Source organism: bacterium, assembly GCA_036504735.1.
GTDB lineage: Bacteria > Electryoneota > RPQS01 > RPQS01 > RPQS01 > DASXUQ01.
Genome location: DASXUQ010000005.1, coordinates 1 through 23147 on the forward strand (window position 1 = coordinate 1; position 23147 = coordinate 23147).

The 23147-nt window shown below is 58.1% G+C and carries 23 protein-coding genes; 22 read left to right on the plus strand and 1 reads right to left on the minus strand.

Going from position 1 to position 23147, the window contains the following annotated elements; all coding sequences use genetic code 11:
• Window positions 1-125 precede the first annotated feature (125 nt).
• The 20 genes from VGL38_01790 to lexA all read left to right on the plus strand — a co-directional run bounded on the left by VGL38_01790 (window position 126) and on the right by lexA (window position 19434).
• Window positions 126-638 carry a toll/interleukin-1 receptor domain-containing protein gene (locus tag VGL38_01790; GenBank protein ID HEY3294149.1) on the plus strand — a complete coding sequence of 171 codons (513 nt, stop codon included), beginning with the start codon at window positions 126-128 and terminating at the stop codon, window positions 636-638.
• A 69-nt stretch (window positions 639-707) separates the two neighbouring features.
• Entirely contained in the window at window positions 708-1919 is a 1212-nt protein-coding gene (locus tag VGL38_01795) for a DUF5677 domain-containing protein (protein HEY3294150.1), read from the plus strand.
• 310 nt (window positions 1920-2229) lie between these two features.
• A complete protein-coding gene (gene clpB / locus VGL38_01800; GenBank protein HEY3294151.1) occupies window positions 2230-4851 on the plus strand; it encodes an ATP-dependent chaperone ClpB in 2622 nt (873 codons plus the stop codon).
• A gap of 68 nt (window positions 4852-4919) precedes the next feature.
• Window positions 4920-5645 (plus strand): TerC family protein, encoded by a 726-nt coding sequence (locus tag VGL38_01805; GenBank protein ID HEY3294152.1) that lies wholly within the window; start codon window positions 4920-4922, stop codon window positions 5643-5645.
• A gap of 192 nt (window positions 5646-5837) precedes the next feature.
• Window positions 5838-6245 (plus strand): cobalamin B12-binding domain-containing protein, encoded by a 408-nt coding sequence (locus VGL38_01810; GenBank protein ID HEY3294153.1) that lies wholly within the window; start codon window positions 5838-5840, stop codon window positions 6243-6245.
• Between the two features lie 43 nt (window positions 6246-6288).
• A complete protein-coding gene (locus VGL38_01815; GenBank protein ID HEY3294154.1) occupies window positions 6289-7035 on the plus strand; it encodes a YebC/PmpR family DNA-binding transcriptional regulator in 747 nt (248 codons plus the stop codon).
• Window positions 7036-7052: 17 nt separating this feature from the next.
• Window positions 7053-7553, plus strand: coding sequence for a crossover junction endodeoxyribonuclease RuvC (gene ruvC / locus VGL38_01820; protein ID HEY3294155.1), 501 nt, complete (start codon window positions 7053-7055; stop codon window positions 7551-7553).
• Window positions 7550-8131, plus strand: a complete 582-nt coding sequence (gene ruvA / locus VGL38_01825; GenBank protein HEY3294156.1) for a Holliday junction branch migration protein RuvA — start codon at window positions 7550-7552, stop codon at window positions 8129-8131. The genes ruvC and ruvA overlap by 4 nt, the downstream gene beginning before the upstream one ends.
• The gene (gene ruvB / locus VGL38_01830) at window positions 8131-9147 is read left to right on the plus strand and encodes a Holliday junction branch migration DNA helicase RuvB (GenBank protein HEY3294157.1); all 1017 of its coding nucleotides are present in this window, start codon (window positions 8131-8133) and stop codon (window positions 9145-9147) included. Before ruvA ends, ruvB begins: the two co-directional genes overlap by 1 nt.
• Window positions 9148-9237: 90 nt before the next feature.
• Window positions 9238-10314, plus strand: a complete 1077-nt coding sequence (gene queA, locus VGL38_01835; protein ID HEY3294158.1) for a tRNA preQ1(34) S-adenosylmethionine ribosyltransferase-isomerase QueA — start codon at window positions 9238-9240, stop codon at window positions 10312-10314.
• Window positions 10315-10322: 8 nt separating this feature from the next.
• Window positions 10323-11009 (plus strand): 2-C-methyl-D-erythritol 4-phosphate cytidylyltransferase, encoded by a 687-nt coding sequence (gene ispD / locus VGL38_01840; protein ID HEY3294159.1) that lies wholly within the window; start codon window positions 10323-10325, stop codon window positions 11007-11009.
• Window positions 11010-11102: 93 nt separating this feature from the next.
• Window positions 11103-11594: a 2-C-methyl-D-erythritol 2,4-cyclodiphosphate synthase gene (ispF, locus tag VGL38_01845; protein ID HEY3294160.1), complete on the plus strand. Its 492-nt coding sequence runs from the start codon at window positions 11103-11105 to the stop codon at window positions 11592-11594.
• Window positions 11591-13063, plus strand: a complete 1473-nt coding sequence (gltX, locus tag VGL38_01850; GenBank protein HEY3294161.1) for a glutamate--tRNA ligase — start codon at window positions 11591-11593, stop codon at window positions 13061-13063. The genes ispF and gltX overlap by 4 nt, the downstream gene beginning before the upstream one ends.
• Before the next feature lie 18 nt (window positions 13064-13081).
• Complete coding sequence (locus tag VGL38_01855) at window positions 13082-14143, plus strand: D-alanine--D-alanine ligase (protein HEY3294162.1); 1062 nt, start codon at window positions 13082-13084, stop codon at window positions 14141-14143.
• A 15-nt stretch (window positions 14144-14158) separates the two neighbouring features.
• Window positions 14159-15295 (plus strand): bifunctional diaminohydroxyphosphoribosylaminopyrimidine deaminase/5-amino-6-(5-phosphoribosylamino)uracil reductase RibD, encoded by a 1137-nt coding sequence (gene ribD / locus VGL38_01860; protein HEY3294163.1) that lies wholly within the window; start codon window positions 14159-14161, stop codon window positions 15293-15295.
• Entirely contained in the window at window positions 15276-15920 is a 645-nt protein-coding gene (locus VGL38_01865; GenBank protein HEY3294164.1) for a riboflavin synthase, read from the plus strand. The genes ribD and VGL38_01865 overlap by 20 nt, the downstream gene beginning before the upstream one ends.
• Before the next feature lie 14 nt (window positions 15921-15934).
• Window positions 15935-17137: a bifunctional 3,4-dihydroxy-2-butanone-4-phosphate synthase/GTP cyclohydrolase II gene (locus VGL38_01870; protein ID HEY3294165.1), complete on the plus strand. Its 1203-nt coding sequence runs from the start codon at window positions 15935-15937 to the stop codon at window positions 17135-17137.
• A gap of 91 nt (window positions 17138-17228) precedes the next feature.
• Window positions 17229-18161: a WD40 repeat domain-containing protein gene (locus VGL38_01875; protein HEY3294166.1), complete on the plus strand. Its 933-nt coding sequence runs from the start codon at window positions 17229-17231 to the stop codon at window positions 18159-18161.
• Entirely contained in the window at window positions 18158-18595 is a 438-nt protein-coding gene (gene dtd / locus VGL38_01880) for a D-aminoacyl-tRNA deacylase (GenBank protein ID HEY3294167.1), read from the plus strand. The genes VGL38_01875 and dtd overlap by 4 nt, the downstream gene beginning before the upstream one ends.
• A gap of 212 nt (window positions 18596-18807) precedes the next feature.
• The gene (lexA, locus tag VGL38_01885; protein HEY3294168.1) at window positions 18808-19434 is read left to right on the plus strand and encodes a transcriptional repressor LexA; all 627 of its coding nucleotides are present in this window, start codon (window positions 18808-18810) and stop codon (window positions 19432-19434) included.
• A 111-nt stretch (window positions 19435-19545) separates the two neighbouring features.
• On the opposite strand, the gene VGL38_01890 is transcribed toward lexA, so the two are convergent.
• Window positions 19546-20430, minus strand: a complete 885-nt coding sequence (locus tag VGL38_01890; GenBank protein HEY3294169.1) for a DUF4835 family protein — start codon at window positions 20428-20430, stop codon at window positions 19546-19548.
• 54 nt (window positions 20431-20484) lie between these two features.
• On the opposite strand from VGL38_01890, the gene VGL38_01895 reads away from it, so the two are divergent.
• Window positions 20485-21288 carry a hypothetical protein gene (locus tag VGL38_01895; protein ID HEY3294170.1) on the plus strand — a complete coding sequence of 268 codons (804 nt, stop codon included), beginning with the start codon at window positions 20485-20487 and terminating at the stop codon, window positions 21286-21288.
• Window positions 21285-23144 carry a hypothetical protein gene (locus VGL38_01900; GenBank protein ID HEY3294171.1) on the plus strand — a complete coding sequence of 620 codons (1860 nt, stop codon included), beginning with the start codon at window positions 21285-21287 and terminating at the stop codon, window positions 23142-23144. The genes VGL38_01895 and VGL38_01900 overlap by 4 nt, the downstream gene beginning before the upstream one ends.
• The last annotated feature ends 3 nt before the right edge of the window (window positions 23145-23147 follow it).

The following is a 23147-nucleotide window of genomic DNA, read 5'->3' on the forward strand; positions in this document are numbered from 1 at the left end:
CCCCCCCCCCCGCCCCCCCCCCCCCGCAGCGCCACCCCCCAACCCTTGTCATCCTGAAGCCGTCTTCGGCTGAAGGATCTCGGGCGCGAAATAGTGCGCTTAATAGCGTCCTCCACTGAATTAATTTGAACACCAGTACCTGTACCATATCACAAAAGGAACTTCATGAGTGCTCAGATATTTTGTCGCACAAGAATGGTGACGACGACACTCATCTGACAGAAACGGCGGCATGCGTGGTCGCGGAGGAGAGCCTGATACCCTATGTAGCCGAGCGAGACTTGCAACCGGGTGAAAATCTATGGGCGAAGATTGACCGAAATATTAGCCAATCCGCGTGTGTAGTTGGTATACTGACTGCTCGTGCAGCAGATTCCCGGGTTGTTCATGCAGAGATCGCCGCGGCAAGGGCCTACGGCAAGGAAGTGGTTCTTCTTGTTGAGCATGGTGTTGAGGTACCACTCTCCGAGCTGGGACGCGAGCATATTCCCTTCGACAGGGCAAACCCGAATCAGGCATTTGATGCATTGCGCGCTTATTTGAGGGGAGTCAGGGCTTGGAATATTTTTTGGGGGTTGCTGCTGGCCGCCGGAGCTGTTTGGCTTGGCTGGCAAGCTGTGAAGGCAATGCGATCTTGAAGACTTCGCAAGTGGCACCCATTTCAGAAATCACTTACGGAGGTCGTCATCGATACATTGCTTGAGGATATGGAACGGCTTTTGATGAGTCATATTCCGAAATTAATATCGAGCCTCATCATAGAGAAGATCGAGGCGAATGGTGTTCGGCTGACATCTCGACAGAAGAAACTGATCCAGCGAAACATCGCCGCTGAGCGTTATGACATAATCCGAATTCGAGACTGGAGATGGTGGGGACCGTCACAAGAGATCCATATCGAGTTCGACGACGCAGATAGTGCGCGCCTCGAACAAGCGGTCAGGGACTTGACGGAGAGTATGACCGACCAGTTCGGTTCAATTATTGATGAAGCTGCAGAAGCTATGCTTGCTTCTGTCGCGAAAGATTGGAAACGGGAGACCTTGCTGCGCGAGTGCGATCTGCAAGGCTTTCGCAGTCGCCTCAATACTCGGTGGCACAAGCCATTGGATCTCCTGTCTATGATGCTGGTGCTCTCCAAAGAGTTCAGTGAAGCCACCGGAACCAGGCTTCAAAATGAACAGACTGAATTGAACGGCTGCTTGGTAGCTTCTTTGGTTCGTCTACACGCTCGTGCTTGCCAAGTCGGTGACGAAATTTTAACGCTTTTACGATCTGGTTTCGCTGACGGTGCAATGGCAAGGTGGCGAAGTCTGTACGAGATCGCCGTGACCGCCATGTTAATCCAACATGGGGGAGAACAACGAGCAGAGCGTTACCTCCTCCATGATGCTATACAGGTATTTCACGGCGCGTCGCTACACCAGCGGTTCGCACTGAGACTTGGAGAAGTTCCTTTCGACGAATCCGAAATGGGCCATATGGAGCGGTCGTACAATGAGGTGAAGAGTCGTTTCGGGACGGCCTTTCTATGCCAATACGGATGGGCATCTGATGGGCCGAAGGATATGGTACGCGGGTTTGCTGACGTTGAAAAGAAGCTTGGTCTGATACACTTGCGCCCGTACTACAAGCTTGCAAGCAATAATGTGCACGCAAAGTCGCGCGGAGTCTTTCATAGACTCGGAGTCATGCATGGTTACGACTTATTGTTGACCGGTCCATCGAACTTTGGATTAGCCGACCCCGGCCAATGCATGGCTCTTTCCCTTCTGCATGTGACAACGGCTTTGGGTTCAGTTGATCCCACTGTTGAAAGCGTCATATTCATGAAGATGATGCAGCTTATGTGCACTGAGATAAGCCATGAGTTTGTGGCAGTTCAGAAACAGATCGCGACCGATGAATTTGAGGCGTAAAGAGCATAATCGTCAGGATTCGGACTAGTTGTCGTGGAATACAATTCGAATGTGTCCCAAAACGATCAACAGTTCAGCTTCGTTCTGTCGTGGCCTATTCGTTCCCTTCGGAGACAATCCCATGTCGAGTCAACCACGACGGGTCGTGCAATCCCCAAGACGCCTGCCGCCGCGAAGGGTAAGGCGTTCGTTCCACAAAACGAACTCTTCGGACCTTCAGCATAGCCTTGACTTAGCTGGGTTCGTTCGGTAAAAAACATTTTCGTGTTAAGACACTACTTTTTAATTTTTCATTTCTAATTTCTAATTTATGAATATCGACCAGTGGACGATCAAAGCGCAGGAAGCGCTGCAAGCGGCGCAGACCATTGCGCGGGACCGGGGGCAGCAGGCGCTCACGCCGCTGCATGTGCTGGCGGGAATGCTGAAGGACTCCGAAGGCGTCGCCGCGGAGATTCTGGCGAAGCTCGGCGTGCGGCCCGATGACATGCGGCGTGTGGTGGACATTGAACTCTCTCGGCTGCCTGTGGTCAGCGGCCAGGTGGGCAACACCTATCTCGATCCCGCCACGTCGCGGCTGTTCGAGGACGCGCTCAAGGAAATGTCCGCGCTGACCGATGAGTTTCTCTCCGTCGAGCATCTGCTGCTGGCCATGACCAAGACCGACGATCCACCCACGCGGCAGATCTTCCGTGACTACAAGATTTCGCATGACAACGTGCTGAAGGCCATGCGGGATATTCGCGGTGGTGAGCGCGTCAAGGATCAGAACCCCGAAGACAAGTACCGCGCGCTGGACAAGTATGGCCGCGATCTGACCGATCTGGCGCGGCGCGGCAAGCTCGATCCGGTCATTGGCCGCGATGAAGAGATCCGCCGCGTGTTGCAAGTGCTCTCGCGCCGCACCAAGAATAATCCCGTCCTGATCGGCGAACCCGGAGTGGGGAAGACCGCGATTGTCGAAGGCCTCGCGCAGCGGATCGTCTCCGGCGATGTGCCGGAAAATCTCAAAGACAAGCGCGTGGTGACGCTGGATGTCGGCTCACTGGTAGCCGGAGCGAAATTCCGGGGGGATTTCGAAGAGCGGCTCAAAGCAGTGCTGAAAGAGGTCATCGGCTCCGAAGGCGGCATTATTCTTTTCATCGATGAGATGCACAACCTTGTCGGCGCGGGGAGAGCCGAAGGCTCGATGGACGCGTCCAACCTGTTGAAGCCCGCGCTGGCCCGCGGCGAACTGCACTGCATCGGCGCCACCACCATCGATGAGTACCGCAAGTATATCGAGAAGGACGCGGCGCTGGAACGGCGCTTCCAGCCCGTGACGGTCAACGAGCCGAGCGTGGAAGATACGATCTCCATTTTGCGCGGTCTGAAAGACAAGTATGAAGTCCATCACGGCGTGCGCATCACAGACCGCGCCATCATCGCAGCGGCGACGCTCTCCCAGCGCTACATCACCGACCGCTTCCTGCCGGACAAGGCCATTGACCTGATCGATGAGGCGGCCTCCAAGCTCCGGTTGGAGATCGACTCGATGCCCGAGGAGATCGACAATCTGACCCGCCGCATCCGTCAACTCGAAATCGAGCGCATGTCTGTCTCGCGCGAACACGACGAAGCATCGCGCGACCGGCTGAGCCGCATCGAGGAAGAAGTGGCACGGCTGAAAGACCAGGAAGTCGCGCTGCGCAAGCAGTGGGAAAATGAAAAGACCGTCATTCAGCGCATTCGCCGCGTCAAAGAGGAAATTGAAGCGGCGCACACCGAAGAGCAGAAAGCCGAGCGCGAAGGCGACCTCGCTAAGGTTTCGGAAATCCGCTACGGCAAGCTGCGCGATTTCAATGACAATTTGCTCAAGGCACAGAAGCAGCTTGCCGAAATCCAGCAGGACGGCGGCATGCTCAAGGAAGAGGTGACAGAGGAGGACATCGCCGAGGTCGTCTCGCGCTGGACCAAGATTCCCGTCTCCAAGATGCTGGAAGGCGAACGCGAGAAGCTGCTGCACGTCGAGGATTACATCAAGCGGCGTGTGGTCGGGCAGGACATTGCTGTTCATGCCGTGGCCGCCGCCATTCGCCGGGGACGCTCGGGTCTGGCCGATGAACGCAAGCCCATCGGCAGCTTCCTGTTCCTTGGACCCACCGGCGTGGGCAAGACCGAGGTCGCGCGTTCGCTGGCCGCGTTTCTGTTCGATGATGAGAACGCGATGATCCGCGTTGACATGTCCGAGTACTCTGAGCGGCATACGGTCTCGCGGCTGGTGGGCGCTCCTCCGGGATATGTCGGCCATGAAGAAGGCGGGCAGCTCACCGAGGCCGTGCGCCGCCGGCCTTATTGCGTGGTGCTGCTGGATGAGATCGAGAAGGCCCATCCCGATGTATGGAATATTCTGCTGCAGGTGCTGGATGATGGCCGCCTGACGGACAGCCAGGGCCGTACCGTGGACTTCCGCAACACCATCGTGATCATGACTTCGAATCTGGGCTCCGAAATTATCAATTCACGGGCCGAAGCCATTCATAACGGCGGCGGAGACTACGAACGCGTGCAGCGCGAGGTGCTGGATCTGCTGCGGCGTTCGATCCGTCCCGAATTCCTGAACCGCATCGATGAGATCATCGTCTTCAAGCCGCTGGGCCGCAAGGAACTCAAGGACGTCGTCAGCATTCAACTGCGGCTCTTCGAAGAGCGGCTTGATCGGCAGGACATTCACCTCGAAATCACCGACGCCGCCAAGGAACTGATCCTGCGCGAAGGCTTTGACCCGGCGTTCGGTGCGCGGCCCATGAAACGCGCCATTCAACATCTGCTGGTAGACCCGCTGGCCGAGGAGTTGCTCGCAGGCGAGATTCTGCCGGGGCAGACGGTGATGGTGGAGCCCGAGCGTGATCATCTCAAACTGACGCCGTTGGCCGTAGCGGAACAGGTCTAAGACTTGGATTTCAGTCTGAACATGCGTATATTCGCGAAAACACAGTCTACCAACCTGTTTTAAAGCTGTTGACTGAAGCATATCTTGTCCATGCGTTGACCGTTGTCGCCACGCTGATTGTCCTGGAAGGCTTGCTCTCTGCGGACAATGCTCTTGTGCTGGCCGTGCTGGTCAGACATCTGCCCAAGCCTCAGCAGAAGAAGGCGCTGCTTTACGGGATTATCGGCGCCTTCGGGTTCCGGTTTGTGATGCTGCTTGCCGCGTCGTGGATCATCCGTTTCTGGTATCTGTCTGCGGCCGGCGCAGCCTATCTCGCCTATCTCAGCATTACGCATTTCATTACCCACAGCCGGGGAGTGGACCACGAAAAGCCGGTGAAGGGGCGGGGGTTCTGGAGCACCGTGGTGGTCGTGGAACTGACGGATGTCGCCTTTGCGGTGGACAGTGTGATTGCCGCCGTGGCGCTTTCCAACGAACTCTGGCTGGTGTATACCGGCGGCATGCTGGGCATTATCGCCATGCGCTTCGCTGCAGGTGGATTTCTGCGTGTCTTGGAGAAATGGCCGGGGCTTGAACACATGGCCTATGGTCTGGTGGGTTGGATTGCTGTCAAGCTGGGCTTCAGATCGTTTGAAATGGCTACGGGTCACACGGACGTTGAACTTCCTTCCTGGATTTTCTGGTCCGGCATGGGTTTGATAGCAATTGGGGGCACTCTGTGGGCAATTTTGAGGCCAAACAAAGAAATTGCCCGTCTGCAGGAGCCCAGCGATCAGGAGCGGCAGGAGCTGTAAGATGCCTCGCGGGTAACTGACCCTCCTTGAACAGAATTGTTGCCCGGACAAAACATAGATTGTTAAGGCCGTAACAAAAAGCCGGAAATCGTCGTTGATTTCCGGCCTCTTTTTTTGTATATTAAAGGCTTAAGAAGGGTAAACTACGTCTTCTTTAACATTCGCCTCACCACGGAACTCAATTCATCCTCTATGGATAAGAAAATCAGGATCTTGGTAGCCAAACCGGGCTTGGATGGACATGATCGTGGCGCCAAGGTCATGGCAGCCGCTTTTCGGGATGCTGGCATGGAGGTGATCTATACAGGCCTCCGTCAGACTCCTGACATGATTGTCGAGGCTGCGATTCAGGAGGATGTAGACGTGGTTGCCCTTTCGATTCTCTCCGGGGCTCACATGACGATTTTCCCGGCAGTTCTCAGGTTAATGACCCAGAAGGGTCTGTCTGACGTGCTGTTGACCGGGGGCGGAATCATTCCCAAGGAAGAAGCCGAAGAACTCGAGAAGCAGGGTGTTGGCCGCCTGTTCGGCCCCGGCACGCCGACTTCTGTCCCCATAGATTACATTCGCCAGTGGGTGGCCACTCGGCGCAGCGAGTGAAACAAACCTACTCCTTTCCCGTTTAAGTAAACACAGCAGCCCTATGTCAGGTCATAGTAAATGGGCGACGATCCGTCGCAAGAAAGAAAAAATTGACGCCGCCCGTGGCTCTGTATTCACGCGGCTGATCCGTGAAATCAATATCGCCGCGCGGTTGGGGGGCTCAAACATGGAGTCTAACGCCCGGCTTCGCAGCGCGGTGGACGCCGCCAAATCCGCTAATATGCCGGCGGACAACATTGATCGCGCCATTAAGAAGGGCGCGGGCGAACTGGAAGGCCAGATCCTTGAAGAAATCCGCTACGAAGGTTACGGCCCGGGCGGAGTGGCGATCCTGATCGAGTGTGTGACGGACAACCGCAACCGCACGGTCGGCGAAGTACGGCACACCTTCACCAAGCGCAATGGCACCATGGCCGAAGCGGGAGCAGTGGCGTGGATGTTTGAGCGGCGTGGCTACCTGACTCTGGAAAGCGATCAGGGGTCCGAAGACGAGATCATGGAAATTGCCATCGAGGCAGGCGCGGACGACGTCAAGGGCGACGATTCGATTTGGGAAGTCTTTACGAGCCCGGACGATCTGTACAAGATCAAGGGTGAGATTGAAGCGAAGGGCAAAAAGGTTAGCTCGGCGGAAATCTCCTACATTCCGAAGAACACCGTCAAGGTGGAAGTGGATTCTGCGAAGCAGTTGCTGGGACTGATCGATGCTCTCGAAGAGCTGGACGACACTCAGCACGTCTACGCCAACTTCGAAATGGATGATTCCGTGATGCAGTCGCTGCAATAGCGAGACTGGACAGACGCATGGGAATCGTTCTCGGTGTGGACCCCGGGCTTGCGACGACAGGCTGGGGAGTCGTAGGAGTGGACGGCAAACGATTTCAGTACCTTGAATCGGGCAAGATTACCTCGACGCCCAAGCAGCCGATGGGGAGAAGGCTGGAGCGGATTTTTGCCGGATTGCAGCAGGTGATCGAGACCTTTGGGGTGACGGGCTGCGCGGTGGAGAGCGGCTACGTGGGCGTGAGCGCCATGAGCGCCCTGTTGCTGGGGCAGGCCCGCGCGGCGGCGATTTTGGCCGCCGAAACCAAAGGCATTCCCGTAGAAACGGTGGCCCCGCGTGAGATCAAAATGGCGATCACGGGGCGGGGAGCAGCCACCAAGGCTCAGGTCGGCTACATGACCGGCAAACTGCTGGGCCTGGAGTTCGACGAGGGCGAAGAAGACATTTCGGATGCGCTGGCGGCGGCCCTGTGGCTGGTTATGCGCAGTCAGCATCCCCTGACCATGAGACCCGCGCGATGATTGATTTTGTCGAAGGCATACTGGTCGCAAAATCGCCATCGCAGGCGGTGATCCTGACGGGCGGCCTGGGCGTACGCGGTAATATCTCGCTGGCGACCTACGATGAGCTGCCGCTGCTCGGAGAACAGATCCGGCTCTGGACGCACCTGCAACTGCGCGAAGAGGAACTGACGCTGTTTGCATTTGCGACGCAGGAAGAGCGCTGGATGTTCCTGCATCTGATTACCGTTAACGGCGTGGGACCGAAACTGGCGATGGTGGCGCTGTCGGCGGCCCGAACGGACACGCTGCGGCGGGCGATTATCGAAGGCGACAGTGACCGCTTGAAGAGCATTCCGCGCATCGGCTCGAAGATTGCCGAGCGGATCGTGCTGGAACTGAAGAAGAAACTGAGTGACGAATCTCCTTCCTTCGAAGTGGGAGTGTCGTCGAAGAGTGACGAGATACAGCAAGCGGTCAGCGCGTTATGCGCTCTGGGATTTACGAGGGCCGAAGCAGAAAAGTCTGTGGACGGTGCGGTGAAGCGCGGCGGTAAGGGTGTCGAAGAATTAGTGAAGTTATCGCTCCGGATGAGTTAATGCCGCGAATCATAGAACCACAGAAGTTTGAAGAAGATCTCGATCTTGACCTGTCGCTGCGGCCATCAAGCTTTGATGAGTTCGTAGGGCAGCCCAGGGTCAAAGAGCAGCTTTCGATATTTATTCAGGCGGCGCGGGAGCGGGGGGAAGCGCTCGATCACGTGCTGCTGTATGGGCCTCCGGGTCTGGGGAAGACCACACTGGCCCATCTGATTGCAAGAAGTTTGGGCTCGGGTATCCGTGTAACCACGGGCCCCGTGTTGGACAAGCCGGGCGATCTGGCCGGGCTGCTGACGAATCTGCAGGATAAGGATATTCTGTTCGTGGACGAGATTCACCGCCTGAATCCGGTGGTGGAAGAATATCTTTATCCGGCGATGGAAGATTTCAAGCTGGACATTCTGATTGACAAGGGTCCCGCGGCGCGGACGTTGCAGCTCCAGCTTCAGCATTTCACCTTGGTGGGCGCAACCACCCGAGCGGGACTGCTGACCAGTCCGCTGCGGTCGCGGTTTGGAGTGACTCTCCGGCTGGACTATTATGAGCCGGAAGACTTACATACGATTTTGCGCCGCTCGGCTCGGCTCCTGAACGTCCAGTATGACGAAGAAGGGCTGGCGGAGATTGCGGTGCGGTCACGCGGCACACCCCGCGTGGCAAACCGGCTTCTGCGGCGGATCCGCGACGTAGCCCAAGTGAGGGGCGACGGGCGAGTGTCCGGCAGGTTGGCGCGGGAAGCCTTGCAGCTTCTCGAGATTGATGAATACGGTTTGGATGATCTGGACAAGCGGCTGCTCCACGCTCTGATCGAGCACTTTCGCGGCGGACCGGTGGGTTTAGGAACCCTCGCGGTAACCGTGGGAGAGGATGAGGGAACGCTGGAAGAGATCTGTGAACCGTATCTGATCCGGCAGGGTTTCCTGCAACGTACTTCCCGTGGGAGAGTGGCAACGGCACGAGCCTTTGAGCATTTGGGAATCAAGGTTCCGGCGTCTCTCCAGTCAAAGCTCTTTTAGCCTTTCGTTTTTGTACCGGCTCTTGCATTTGCGTGTTGGGGTTAGCACCGCAAGCCGGGAGGGTTGAACCAAGGAGTTGGAAGACCAACTATGCCCATTACATCGGCCGTATATCAGCCGCGCGGTGTGCAGACCACACCCCGGTTGTCGGACTTCAAGTACGCACTTCCAGACAAGCTGATCGCTCAGGAGCCGGTGCCCCGCCGTGACGAATCGCGGCTGTTGATCGTGGACCGGGATACGCGACAGTTTCATGACGGGAAATTCACGGATGTGCTCGACTATCTCGATCCGGGCGACTGCCTTGTGGTGAACGAGACCCGAGTGTTTCCGGCGCGTCTGCGGGGCTTCAAAGAGAAGACCGAGGCGGAGATTGAAGTCTTTTTGCTGCGGCGACTCACCGAAGAGCTGTGGGAAGTGCTCGTGAAGCCGGCGCGTAAAGTGCGTACGGGCAACACGATCATGATCGGCGACTGCATTACCTGTGAAGTGATCGACAACACCACGTCGGGTGGCCGCGTGGTGCGTTTCCACTATGAAGGGGACTTTGGGGAACTGGTGGAGAAATTCGGCCAGCCGCCGCTTCCTCCTTATATTCGCCGCGAACCGAAGGTTGAGGATCGCGAGCGCTATCAGACCATCTTTGCCCGCGTATCGGGAGCCGTAGCGGCGCCGACTGCAGGCCTGCATTTTTCCGAAGATCTGATTCAGAAGGCTCAGGCCAAGGGCGTCGAACTGGTGCCGATCATTCTGCATGTGGGTCTGGGAACGTTCCGGCCCGTACAGGTGGAGGATCTTTCGCGGCACCGGATGGACTCGGAATATTACGAAGTCAACCAGAACGCCGTGGACAAGATAAACGGCGCCATTGAAAAGGGCAAGCGGGTCATTGCGGTGGGAACCTCCGTGACGCGCACGCTGGAGACGGTGGCTAATTTCAACGGCGGCATTAAAGTGGCGCGCGGCTGGACGGACAAGTTCATCTATCCGCCTTACCACTTCAAGGTGGTGGACCGGCTGGTGACGAACTTCCATCTTCCGGGATCCACGCTGCTGATGCTGGTGTCGGCCTTTGCCGATCAGGAACTGATTCTCAAGGCGTATCGTCATGCCATCCGTGAGAAGTACCGCTTCTACAGCTATGGCGATGCGATGTTGATCGTTTGAAATTCTCGTTGCTGATACCGGCGGCCGGGAGCGGAGTCCGGCTCGGCGCGCACCTTCCGAAGACGCTGATCGATTTGGCGGGCAGACCGATGTTTGTCCGCGCCGCCGATTCGCTGGTGCGGCATCCCTTATGTATAGAAACGGTGATTGCCGCACCGGCCGGCTTCGAAGAGTATTATCTTGAGGCCGCCGGGAAGGCATGGGCCGATTACGATGTGCGCGTGGTGACCGGCGGCCGGACCCGGCAGGAATCGGTGACCTTTGCGCTGCGTTCATTGCAACAGGACAGTGATGCGATCCTGATCCATGACGCGGCAAGGCCGTTCATCACGCCTGACGTGATCGAGCGGGTCCTTGCGGCGCTGATGGCGGGCGACACGGCGGCTTTGCCGGGATTGCCGGTGACGGATACCCTCAAACGGGTAGCGACCGACTCGAGGCTCGTTGACAGTACGGTGGATCGCCACGACCTGATGGCGGTGCAGACACCGCAGGGACTCCGTCGCGACGCGGCCCAGACGGCGTTCGACCGCGCGACACGGGATGGCCTGGACGGGACGGATGACGTCTGGCTGATCGAACATTACCGGCTCGGATCTATCCGGGTCGTGGATGGTGCCCCGCGCAATTTCAAAATTACCACTCCGGAGGATTTGGCGCGTGCCCGCGAACTTCTGGCTTATGACACCCACTGATTCGCACGCTGAATTCGCGAAAGACGAACCGGTTAAGACAGGGTTCATGCTGGCGGTTGCCCATGAGCCCTTTTCCATTGGTGGATGTGCACGATGAGCCTGAGGGTAGGCATTGGCACCGATGCGCACCGCCGCGTCGATGGACGCAAACTGATTTTGGGCGGCGTGGAGATCGAGGCGGACTTCGGACTGGAAGCGCATTCGGACGGCGACGTGCTGTGCCACGCGATTCTGGATGCGATGCTGGGCGCGGCGGCCCTGGGCGACAAGGGGACCTTCTTTCCGCCCAGCGATCCGCAGTTCAAGGATATTCGATCCACGGAACTTTTGGTGCGGGCGTCGCAGACGCTGCAAAAGCATCGCTGCGCGCTGGTGAATGTAGATGTCAGTGTGGTGTGCGAAGAACCGAAGCTGCTGCCGTATATTCCGCGGATGAAGCAGGAATTGGCGGCGGCGCTGGGGATTCGCGAAAGCCGGATTTCAATCAAAGGTACAACGACGGAGCGACTGGGTTTTACGGGCCGCAATGAAGGAATCGCCGCGATGGCGGTGGCGCTCGTGGACTGCGCTGAAGACGAAACATGACGGTAAGAACCCGCTACGCGCCGAGCCCGACCGGCTATCTCCATGTGGGCGGCCTGCGCACAGCTCTCTACAATTATCTTTACGCGCGCCAGCATGGCGGCGTGTTTGTGCTGCGCATCGAAGATACCGACCAGACGCGCAAGGTGGAAGGCGCCGTCGAAAATCTTTTGAATGTGATGGCGTGGATCGGCCTGGATTTCGATGAAGGCCCATTCCTCGGGGGACCCTTCGGACCTTACATCCAATCCGAGCGCCTGGCGATTTATCGCGACCATGTCACGCGCCTGGCGGGCAGCGGGCATGCCTATCCCTGTTTCTGCTCGGCGGAAACGCTGAAAGAGATGCGTCTGCTGCAGACGGAGCGCGGACAACTTCCGATGTACGACCGCCGCTGCCGTTCGCTGGATCCTGACGTGGCGCGAGATCGGATCGCGGCGGGCGAGCCGCATGTGTGGCGGATGGCCGTGCCGCTGGATCGCACGCTGGTGATTCATGACTTGATTCGCGGCGACGTGCACTTCGAAGGAAGTACGCTGGACGATCAGGTGCTGCTGAAGACGGACGGCTTTCCCACCTATCATCTGGCGAACGTGGTGGACGATCACCTGATGCAGATCAGCCATGTGATTCGCGGCGAAGAGTGGTTACCGTCCACGCCCAAGCACGTGCTGCTCTACGATTTTTTCGAATGGAAACGCCCGGAGTTCGCCCATCTGCCGCTGTTGTTGAATCCGGATCGCAGCAAGATGTCCAAGCGCTCGGGCGACGTGGCCGTGGAAGACTACCGCAAGAAGGGGATTCTTCCCGAGGCTCTGATCAACTTTGTGGCGCTGTTGGGCTGGCATCCGCAGGATGACCGCGAGATGTTTTCCGTGGGGGATTTGATCCGGGAATTTTCGCTGGAGCGGGTGAACAAGGCGGGGGCGGTTTTCGATGTCGCCAAGCTCGAGTGGACGAATACCGAGTATCTCAAGGCGCAATCGGATGACGAATTGTTCGCGCATGTCGAGCAGGAACTTTCCGACCTGATCGAGGCGTATGGGGAGAAACGCGTGCGCTACGCGCTGACCACTCTGCGCGGCGGCATCGTGAGCTATCAGGATATGGTGCGGCGGGTTCGGGATGTCTTCGAGCCGGTCGGAACGCCGGATCCGGAGATGGCCGCGCTGCTCGTTGACGAGACCGCGCGGGATGTGGCGGCGGAATTCGCCGACCGCATGGCTAAGCTTGATCCTGCGGTGTGGAACGATTTCGAAAAACTGGAGGCGGTCTTCAAGCTGGCAGCCTCCGAAGCCGGCCAGGCTAAAGGGGTCAAGGGCAAAAATCTGTGGCGGTCGTTGCGCGCCGCGCTGACGGGACAGCCTCATGGTCCCGAGCTTGCCAAACTGGTCGGGATCTGGGGACGCGACCGCGTGCTGGCACAACTGGATCGAGCCCTTGCCGAAGCGCGCGACACACTCTCTTCTTAACTTCCCACAACCTCATCTATGAAGATACTTGTTCTATGCGGCGGGGAATCCGCCGAGCGTGTGGTTTCTCTGGCCTCAGGCGACGCCGTAGCTCGCTGGCTGGTGGACGCCGGGTTTGACGTGTTGAAATATGATCCGGAAGAGCCGGGCGTGACTCGTAAGGCCGACGAGAAGATGGCTCCGGCGGCCATTGGAATTGCCGCACCGCTGCCGGTTTCGCATGGGCAATACGATCCAGCAACGGTGCGCGGATTACTTCAGGTGATGGACACCTTCCGGCCCGATCTGGTGTTTCCGATTCTGCATGGTGGACGCGGCGAAGACGGTACGCTGCAATCGCTGCTGGATTGGGTAGGCATTCCGTACGCGGGACCGGGCGCGCTGGCCTGCTGCCTGGCAATGAACAAGCACCATTCGAGAATCGTGATGCGCGCGGCAGGTGTGCCGGTGACCGAAGGCTTTGTGGTGCCGGTGGAGCGGATGCGCGATCCGCAGTGGGTGATGGAGCAGATCGGCACGTCGTTCGGCTATCCGGCGGTGATCAAGCCGCTGAATGGCGGTTCGACCATCGGTCTTACCAAGGTGCAAAGTGCGGACGATGTTCCGATGGCGCTGGCGGCGGTGACCGTGCTGGAAGCTCAGGCACTGGTGGAAGCGCATTTTACCGGGCGGGAACTGGCGGCGACGGTGGTGACCGAAGAAGCCTATCCGCTGGTGGAGATCAAGCCCAAAACCGGGTTCTACGACTATTCGAACAAGTACACGTCGGGGCGAACGGAGTATGTGTGCCCGGCGGAATTGTCGGAAGAGGATACGAAACGGATTCAGAATGCGGCGGTGGACGTGTTCCGCGCACTGGGAAGTTCGGGATTCGCGCGGATCGATTTCCTGCTGGGCGCGGACGGCAACTTCGTGTGTCTGGAATTGAATTCGCTGCCGGGAATGACGGCCAATTCGCTGGTGCCGAAGGCGGCGCGGGCGCGGGGCGAAGAGCCGGTGCAACTGATGCGCAAGATCGTGGAATGCGCCGTGAAGCGCGCGGAAAAGCCGAACCCATTGGACAATGGCCGGCGGTGTTGACGTTACCAGGCGATTATGGACGCGACTGAACTGACCGGCACAACCTCTTTGGACGAAAAGTACATGCGCCTTGCTCTGCGGGAAGCGGAGAAGGGCGCAGGCTACACCAGTCCAAATCCGCTGGTGGGCGCGGTGGCGGTTAAGGGCGGCAGTCTGCTGGGCAAAGCGTACCACACCCGGTTCGGTGATCCGCATGCGGAGATCGCGCTGCTGCACCAGTTGAGTCTGGAGCAGGCTCGCGGCGCAACGATCTATGTGAATCTCGAACCGTGCTGCCACATGGGGAAGACACCGCCGTGCACCGAAGCACTGATTCGCGCGGGCGTAGAGCGCGTGGTCGTGGCGCACGAAGATCCGAATCCGCTGGTGAGCGGCAAGGGCGTCTCGCAACTGCGCGCCGCGGGAATCGATGTGATGGTGGGAGTGCTGGATGCCGAGGCGCGTGACCTCAACGCACCTTTCCTGACCTATATGACCCTGGGGCGGCCTTGGATTCTGCTGAAGGTGGCGCAGTCCCTGGACGGGCGGATCGCCCTGGCCAATGGCAAATCGCGCTGGATTACCGGAGAGCCCGCGCGGACAGAGGTGCACCGCATGAGATCGAGATTCGATGCGGTAATGGTGGGATCGGCCACGGTCGCCGAGGATGATCCGGAACTCACGGTGCGGATGGTGAAGGGACGCAATCCGCTGCGGTTGGTGCTGGATTCGCACTTACGGATTTCTCCCGAAGCGAAGGTGCTGCGCAACTTGGAAATGGCGCCGACGTGGGTATTGACCACTCCCGATGTGCCGGAGGAAAAGCTGCGGCGGGTGGAAGCCACCGGCGCAAAGCTGGTGACCTGCCCGGCGGGAGCGGATGGCAAAGTTGATTTGACGGCCGCGGTCAAACTGCTGGCGCGGCGGGGTATCACCTCGCTGTTCGTGGAAGGCGGCGGCACACTTCACGCGTCCTTCATACGCGCGGGGCTGTATGACAAATTCATTGTGGCGATTGCGTCGAAAATAATTGGCGCCGATGGCAAGCCGGCGATCTGGGAACTCGGGTACAAAAACATGGCCGAGCTGCCCCAATTCGTGATCAGCCGTTTCCGCCAGATTGGCGCGGACCTTTGGTTGGAGTTAAGTCGAGATGTTTACAGGGATAGTTGAAGGCACAGGCCGGATCTTAGAGATCGAAGAGCGTCCGGGAGGGCGGCTGCTGCGCGTGGATTGCGGTGCGTTGATTGCCGGTCTGAAGATCGGCGGCAGCGTGTCGGTGAACGGCTGCTGCACGACCGTGGTGAAGAGGGACGACGTGTCCTTCTCTACGGAGTTAATGGAAATCACGCTGCAGAAGACGAACCTCGGTGACGTGGAGGTGGGCGGAACGGTCAACCTCGAACGGCCTATGAAAATCGGCGACGAGTTGGGCGGCCATATGGTGCAGGGACACGTGGACGGCGTCGGCGTGATTGCCAACGTCACACGGCTGGAGTCGAGCCATCTGGTGGAGATTACCCTGCCGGAACCGCTGGTGAAATATGTCGTGGCAACGGGCTCGGTTGCGGCCAATGGCGTGTCCATGACCGTGGCGGAGATTAAAGAGAACACGCTGACGCTGGGGGTGATTCCTCATACGTGGGACGTCACCAACTTTTCCGGGTTCCGTCCGGGAGTGCGCGTGAATATCGAAGTGGATTTGATCGGAAAATACATCGAGAAGCTGTTGCCCGGCCTGTGGACTGACCTGAGCAGTGGGGCGCGTCGCGGTGTGCAATTGACCTCCGTAGAATAAGGGACCGAAAGACGATGCTGGATCGCATTGCCGATGCCCTTGTTGATATCGCCGCGGGTAAGATGGTGATCGTGGTGGACGACGAGGATCGGGAAAACGAAGGAGATCTGATTCAGGCGACCGAAAAGGTGACGCCGGAATCCGTGAATATGATGGTCACCCACGCACGCGGCATGATCTGCGTGGCGATGACCGACGAGCGTGCTGACGAGTTGAATCTTCCGCCGATGGTCTCGCAGAACACGGCGATGCGCGGAACGGCCTTCACCGTAACGGTCGACTTACTGCACGGCACGACGACGGGTATCTCTGCGGCGGATCGCGCCGCGACGTTGCTGGCCGTGGCGGATCCCGCGACCCGCGCCAATGATTTTGCGCGGCCCGGACATATCCAGCCGCTTAGAGCGCGACCGGGTGGCGTATTCGACCGCGTGGGCCAGACGGAAGCGGCCGTGGACCTGGCACGCCTGGCGGGGTTGTATCCCTCCGGCGTGATGTGCGAGATCATGAATCCCGACGGCACCATGATGCGACGGCCTGAACTGCGCAAGTTCGCCGATAAGCATGGGCTGAAACTGATTTCGGTGGAAGATCTGGCCAAGTACCGCGTCAAGCACGAGCGCTTTGTCGAAGAGCGGGTGCGGGTCAAGTTTCCCACCCGGCATGGCAGGTTTACGCTAATCCACTTCGAGGACATCTACCATAAGAAGGACCACCTGGCGATTGTCAAGGGAGATTTGCCCCTGAAGAAGCCGGTGCTGGTGCGCGCTCATTCAGAGTGCCTGACGGGAGATGTGCTGGGAAGCGCGCGCTGTGACTGCGGCTGGCAGCTCGACACGGCGCTGGAGAAGATTGAAGAGGAAGGCTCGGGCGTGGTGGTGTATCTGCGGCAGGAAGGCCGCGGCATCGGGCTGGGAGCGAAACTTCAGGCATACAAGCTTCAGGATGAAGGTCTCGATACGGTTGAGGCCAATCTGAAGCTGGGCTTTCGGGCGGACTTGCGGAGTTATGGCGCCTGTGCGCAGATCCTCCGCTATCTGGGCGCGGACGAAGTCCGTCTGATGACAAATAATCCTCGCAAGGTCGAGGAGTTGGAATGCTTTGGTATCCGGGTTGTTGAGCGAGTTCCGATTGAGATTCCTGCTACCGAGATGAACAGGCATTACCTCTTAACTAAACGCGATAAGTTAGGCCATCTACTCCACTTCGAACATTAACAGGCGGCGAGCGGGATTTGCGTTAGTCTGGCTGACAGCAATTTTGCTTGCGGCGCTACTCTTCTGGTCATGCGGCCCGAAGGAACCCGGCGTGGATGATGAAGAGAATCTTCAGCCGCCGCTGGGTATGGTGTTTACCATAGCCGGAGGTCAGGTTGCAGAGGTGAACTATTTCAACCTCTCGACGATGGACGTGGTGGCAACGCTGCCGTTCGGTGCCCGCACGGTGATGGCATCGGTTATGACTCCGAACGGCGACAAGTTGGCGATTGCGGATGGCCGTACGGATGAGTTGGTGATTCTGCAGATGCCCCGGCTGCAGCAAGGCCCCTCGGTATATCTGGGCGGTGAGCCGACAGACATTGACATGGACATCAATGCGAGCCATCTGTTTGCTATCACCCACAACGGCAATTTCTGGATTGACTCGGTGGGCATTGAGCGCCTGGACACCTTGGAAGTCAGGCTCTATCCCCGGCGCATGGCGGTGCGGCCCCCGGGACGCAGTGAAGCCTGGGTGGTCTGTCCGGGCAATGAGGCGCTGCACGTGATCAGTCTGCTGCATCACGAAATCACGTACACGGAAACGTTCGAAGATATGACGCCGGTGGACGTGCAATTCTCGCCGTGCGGCGCGGTAGCGTATGTGGCCTTTGCGGGTATGCCGGGCAGCATCGTCTGTTACGACGCCGATTCCCTGCGGCCGCTGTCCTCCTATGAGGCCGGTCCGGGACCGTTCGATCTGGCGGTCAGTGATGACAGCACATTGTTAGCGGCGTCGGACTCGCTGTCCGGCACGGTGACGATCTGGAATCTTGCGGATAACCGTTCGTGGACCGTGCGAGTGGGAGCTTGGGCGGGCGGACTTCAGTTCGAACAGCACTCGCATACGTTGTATGTGATGGCGGTCGGCATTAACCAGATTATGAAGCTGGAGATCGGTCCGGCTGGACCGCAAGTGATCGACAGTCTGCGGCTCCCGCAGAACATGCACAATATGATCCTGTGGGAGCGCCACTATTGAAGCTGGTTTTGCAGCGCGTGTCCAGTGCGCAGGTCGTGGTCGAAGGGCAGGTGGTCGGCAGCATCGGGCAGGGAGTGCTGGTTCTGCTGGGAGTGGAAGGGAAAGATGGCCCGGCGGAAATGGAGTGGGGCGCGAAGAAGGTTTCGGAACTGCGTATCTTTCAGGATGAGCAGGACAAAATGAATCTCAGTCTGGCGGAGATCCACGGCGAAGCGCTGGTGGTCAGCCAGTTTACGTTGCTCGGTGATGCCCAGAAAGGGCGCCGGCCCAGTTTTACGGCGGCGGCGCCGCCCGAGCAGGCGAGGCCACTGTATGAATTGTTTGTTAATGCCCTGCGAACGCAGGGAATTCGGACGGCGACAGGAGTTTTTGCGGCGAAGATGTCTGTTTCTCTTGTGAATGAAGGGCCGGTAACGATCCTTCTTTCACGGTAGATTTTTGGGGGAATGCCTCTTGGCGGTTTAGAGATAGGTGACAAGCTTATCTCTTTTCTATTGCTATCCGTCTTGGCGGCTAATGTAACTGCTTGTAGAAAAATTATTTACGAAAGAAGTGAATTCGGGTCCTAAAAATCCAGCAGGTACTTGACTTATGAACAATTGTTCCTTATATTTCTGCACACGTGTGCAATCTGAAAGGATTAAAGATGTCGGAACAGCTTACTGAAAAACAGAAGAAAGCACTTGCTTTTATTCAATCGGAAATACGCGCTAAGGGCCGTCCACCGACATTGCGTGAGATTGGTGCGGAAATTAGCATTACCTCTACAAATGGTGTCCGCTATCTGCTGGAGATTTTAGAGCGCAAGGGTTTTCTGGTTCGGAGTCCGATGCTTTCCCGCGGAATCGAACTGACCCCTCGAGCTGCGGTGGCTTATCCTTTTGAAGAAACTATAGAAGTCCCGATTGTTGGGCGCGTGGCGGCGGGCATTCCCTTTTTGGCGTCTGAGAATCTGGAAGGGCATATCCGCGTGGACCGGACAGTGGCTTCGGCAGATGATACCTTTGCGCTGCGTGTGCGGGGAGATTCGATGAAAGATGCGGGTATTCTGGAAGGGGACGTGATTTTTGCCAAGCCGCAGAGTACGGCGGACGCGGGAGACATCGTGGTGGCCCTTCTGGGCGACGAGGCAACCGTGAAGTTCTTCCGGCCGCAGAATGAGAGGATTTGCCTGGAGCCTGCCAACCGCTATTATTCACCGATTGTAATCGAGAAGGGGACCCCGGGATTCCGGATCCTTGGACGGGTGATCGGTCTGATGCGCAAGCTATAGATCGGCAGGGCACAGTGTTTTCATAAAGAAATCCGACCCTTTGCAGGTCGGATTTCTATTGATGCGCCGTAGCGTGTAAACCCTTGACAAATAGAATCAGTATGCCTATATTCACTTAGTCCCGACGGCAGGCGCGATTCCCTCATAGACTTCCTTGTGTCCCGGATCTATCTGTATCAGCGCCTTGGCCATGTCCGATTTGACCTTATCGGGATTTGTCGCCTTCGGGCGGCAGCGGCCAACCGCCTCTGCCAACTCGCGGCGGTTGGACTCAAGGAATTTCTGCTGGAAATCGAACGGCAGTTTGTCCATCTTCAGGATGGCATAATACAAATAGGCCGCCGAGTTCTCGTAGTTCTTGTCGTCATCGTAATAGATGGCGGAATAGTAGTAGTAGTTGAATTCCCGGGACGTCTTGTTCCTGTCGTCGGTTTGCGTCCGCAGAAGATCTATCCGTTTGTCCCATCCGAAATAATAAAGCGAACTCGAGCTTTCGAGGTAGATCTGCTTCGCTTTATCGTAGTAAGTTTGCCCGCCTAATTTCTCCAACTTGTCGAATTCCGTTCCCAGTAACATCCAGACATAGAACTCCACCACGCTTTTGAAGGGCTCGAAGCGATTGGGGTGGAAGGCTATGGGCTGTTTCAAGCCGAACTCCCAGCGCACGTCTTCAAAGCGGACGTCCGCCTTGTTGGTGGCGATCAGCTTGGCCTTGTACTTGTCTTCCTGCGGATCAGGGGTGTAATCCGTAAAGAAGATGTTGATCTGGATGGGGAAATCATACTGGTCATTGTCGCCGGCCCAGGGCTGGGCTTTCAGATACTCGGTGAGCAGAGAATCGACGTGACTCAGTTTGTCGCGGGCTTCCTGTGGCAAACGCTCGGTGTTCACAACGACTTCCGGGACCACGAGCTGAGCCGCAGCCGGACGAGTTTGCAAAGCACTGACAAGCAGCGCGCAGAAGAGCAGGAAAGGGGTAAAACGTATCCACTTCATGCCATTAGTATACGGATTCACGGCTGGAAAGTCAAGTGTATAAGATGGCTTACGGTGGCTGTGGGGCTGGGAATCCTGACTTGGGGGCACGTTTGCCGGGCCGCGTTTGAATTGAATGTGGCCGCGCCCCGGGCTACCGCTATGGGCGGGGCGGGCGTGGCGCTGTCCGATGATGTGCTGGGGATTCTACGCAATCCGGCGCTTTCGGCTTGGGGCAGAACGGGAGCGGGGTTTGACTGGTCCGAGCAATTTGGCCTGCCAGAACTGGCGCGAGAGGCGGTGGGGGCGCGGTTTCTGATCAAGGGGCAACCTTTTTCGGTGCATGGCGGGAGTTTGGGGAATGATTTGTACCGGGAAAGTGACTTTAGTGTGGGAATCTCGCGGGCGGTCCGGCCCGAGGTTGCTGTAGGGATTGACGTTGGGGGCCGGTGGCTGGATTTGAGAGGCTACTCTGTGGGGCGGGCGCTGGCAATTTCGGCGGGAGTGGTGGCAAGGCCAGTCTCCTCGGTGGCCATTGGTGCGGTTTGGACAAATGCGAATGCCCCGAAGTTATCCGGTTTCATGGATCGGCTACCGGAGTCACTGACGGTAGGCATTGCAGCGACTATTGCGCGGAACGGCGTGATCGTTGCGGATATTGTTCAAGAAAAGTCCTTTCCGGCGGAATTTCGTTTGGGAGCGGAAATGCGCGTTCTGCCGGGATTTTATTTAAGAGTCGGCGGTCGCGCGGAACCTGTAAGACCTTCTGCGGGTTTTCAAGTGGACATCCGCCGATGGGCTTTCTCGTACGCGGGCGATTTGCATCCGGATCTCGGCGCCTCGCATGAGGTCGGGCTTGAATACCGCTTCGGGCCATGAAGCGCGCGCTGTTCATTCTTGCGATGCTGACTTGCGCCTGTGGCTTTGCGCAGAACATCGAGGACTGGATCGAGGCATCTCCAGACCCCGAGGCTCTGCAAGCGTGGCTGGATGAGCTGCGGCAGATGCCGCTGGATTTGAACGCGGCTACAGAAACGGAGATTGCCGCGCTGCCGTTCTTTGATGAACGGGCCGCCAAGGCGGTCATAGCCGAGCGAACGGTTGGAAATGGATTCGGCAGTCTGGGCGAAGCGCTGGCCGTCACGGAATTGTCCCGCGAGCAGAGGAGGGTGCTAAGCCAGTTTGCCGGTGTGACTGTGGACCGCAAGACCGTGCGGACGAATGCCTGGTTTAGCGCAGGCTATGGTGGAGAGCCTTCAGAGGCGACTCCCGACGCAATGTGGGGCCGGGGGCGGGCGAGTTTTCTTTCGGCGGGGAAGCGCACGGGCTATCTGTCGGTGCGACGTCAGGCCGAAGATCCGGCGCTGTTCGAACAGGCCGCGGTGGGGCTGGAGATGAGACCACACCGGATGGTGCCTCATCTGATGGCCGGCAATTTCCAATATGAGGCAGGCACAGGACTGGTTTTTGCCTCATCCTACGGCATGGCCAACTGGTTATCTTCACCCGATGCAGTGAAGCCGGGCGAAGCGGGCGGCCTGATCCTACGGCCATCGACCAGCACACGGCGGATGTACCGCGGCGCAGCGGTCAACGTAAATTGGTCTCCGGTTGATGCGGTAGTGTTGGGGAGTTGGAACCGCATGAACGGAGCGCTGGGGGACAGTGGCGCGACCGGCCTCTCGGAGGGACAGAGTTCCTCCACTGCACTTGACCGTGCGCGACGCGACCAGATTGAAGAACGATTGTTCGGTTTCTGCGTGCAAACCGGCTTTCAAGGGTGGCGCGCAGGAATAGCAGGCTACAACGCTCATTACTCACCTACATTTATCCCAGTCGTAACCAGCAGTTCTCTTCCTGACTTCAGTGGATCATCACTGAGAGCGGGCTCTCTTTTTCTCGCCATGAACGGCGCGGGATTCGGCGCCATGACAGAATTGGCGGGTTCGTATCCCGGAGGGCGCGCGATTCAGGGAGCGCTCTTTGCCCAGGATTCTCACGCAGGCGTGACCTTGTACCATATGAATGCGGACGCGAATTTCTTTTCTCCGCATTCGGCTCCGTGGGGTGGATTCGGCGAAGACGCGTCTAATCAACAGTCCACCGGCGTCCGCATCCGCGCGAGTTGGCCCCAGCACACGCTGCTCTTCAGTGGACATGTCGACAAGACTCCCTATCGCACGGCAACCTATCCTTTGAGCAAACCCGCAAGTGAGATCGAGGCCCGATGGACAACCACACTGAGCAAGCCGCTCGAAATTGACGTGCTGGGCCGACGCGGTTGGACCGATGATGGCTCGAGTACGCTTCCTGCCCGGAGAGTGCGTGTTGACCGCGGCAGGGTGGAGGTTCGCTGGAGTGCGCAGGAAGAGTATCGAGTCCGATTCGAAATTCGCACCGCAGAGCGGGACGGGCAGAAGTCACACGGCGTGGGAACACTGCTGTTTTTCCAGGCGAAGGCGCGAGTTCTTGACAGCGGCGTGTATGCGCGGCTAACCTTCTTCGGACTTGAAGAGGATGGGAGTGGATTACCGCTGCAAGTGTACGAAGGCTCGATCATCGGAGTGTATCCACTGGTGGGGCTGTCGGGCTCGGGGCGGCGGGTGACGACAACGGTTTCGCACCATTGGGGCGGAGTAGCCGCATCGGTGCAGGCCGCTCAAGCCACCTATCACGCCGGTGGCCGCGACCATTCCACATTTGATGTTGCCTTTGGACTGGGCTATCGGCGGTAACGC

Excerpts from the sequence above, each read along its gene's own strand:
- VGL38_01795 (HEY3294150.1), top strand. The coding sequence starts at position 708 with ATGGAACGGCTTTTGATGAGTCATATTCCGAAATTAATATCGAGCCTC.
- clpB (HEY3294151.1), top strand. The coding sequence starts at position 2,230 with ATGAATATCGACCAGTGGACGATCAAAGCGCAGGAAGCGCTGCAAGCG.
- VGL38_01810 (HEY3294153.1), top strand. The coding sequence starts at position 5,838 with ATGGATAAGAAAATCAGGATCTTGGTAGCCAAACCGGGCTTGGATGGA.
- VGL38_01815 (HEY3294154.1), top strand. The coding sequence starts at position 6,289 with ATGTCAGGTCATAGTAAATGGGCGACGATCCGTCGCAAGAAAGAAAAA.
- ruvC (HEY3294155.1), top strand. The coding sequence starts at position 7,053 with ATGGGAATCGTTCTCGGTGTGGACCCCGGGCTTGCGACGACAGGCTGG.
- ruvA (HEY3294156.1), top strand. The coding sequence starts at position 7,550 with ATGATTGATTTTGTCGAAGGCATACTGGTCGCAAAATCGCCATCGCAG.
- ruvB (HEY3294157.1), top strand. The coding sequence starts at position 8,131 with ATGCCGCGAATCATAGAACCACAGAAGTTTGAAGAAGATCTCGATCTT.
- queA (HEY3294158.1), top strand. The coding sequence starts at position 9,238 with ATGCCCATTACATCGGCCGTATATCAGCCGCGCGGTGTGCAGACCACA.
- ispF (HEY3294160.1), top strand. The coding sequence starts at position 11,103 with ATGAGCCTGAGGGTAGGCATTGGCACCGATGCGCACCGCCGCGTCGAT.
- gltX (HEY3294161.1), top strand. The coding sequence starts at position 11,591 with ATGACGGTAAGAACCCGCTACGCGCCGAGCCCGACCGGCTATCTCCAT.
- VGL38_01855 (HEY3294162.1), top strand. The coding sequence starts at position 13,082 with ATGAAGATACTTGTTCTATGCGGCGGGGAATCCGCCGAGCGTGTGGTT.
- ribD (HEY3294163.1), top strand. The coding sequence starts at position 14,159 with ATGGACGCGACTGAACTGACCGGCACAACCTCTTTGGACGAAAAGTAC.
- VGL38_01865 (HEY3294164.1), top strand. The coding sequence starts at position 15,276 with ATGTTTACAGGGATAGTTGAAGGCACAGGCCGGATCTTAGAGATCGAA.
- VGL38_01870 (HEY3294165.1), top strand. The coding sequence starts at position 15,935 with ATGCTGGATCGCATTGCCGATGCCCTTGTTGATATCGCCGCGGGTAAG.
- lexA (HEY3294168.1), top strand. The coding sequence starts at position 18,808 with ATGTCGGAACAGCTTACTGAAAAACAGAAGAAAGCACTTGCTTTTATT.
- VGL38_01890 (HEY3294169.1), bottom strand. The coding sequence starts at position 20,430 with ATGAAGTGGATACGTTTTACCCCTTTCCTGCTCTTCTGCGCGCTGCTT.
- VGL38_01900 (HEY3294171.1), top strand. The coding sequence starts at position 21,285 with ATGAAGCGCGCGCTGTTCATTCTTGCGATGCTGACTTGCGCCTGTGGC.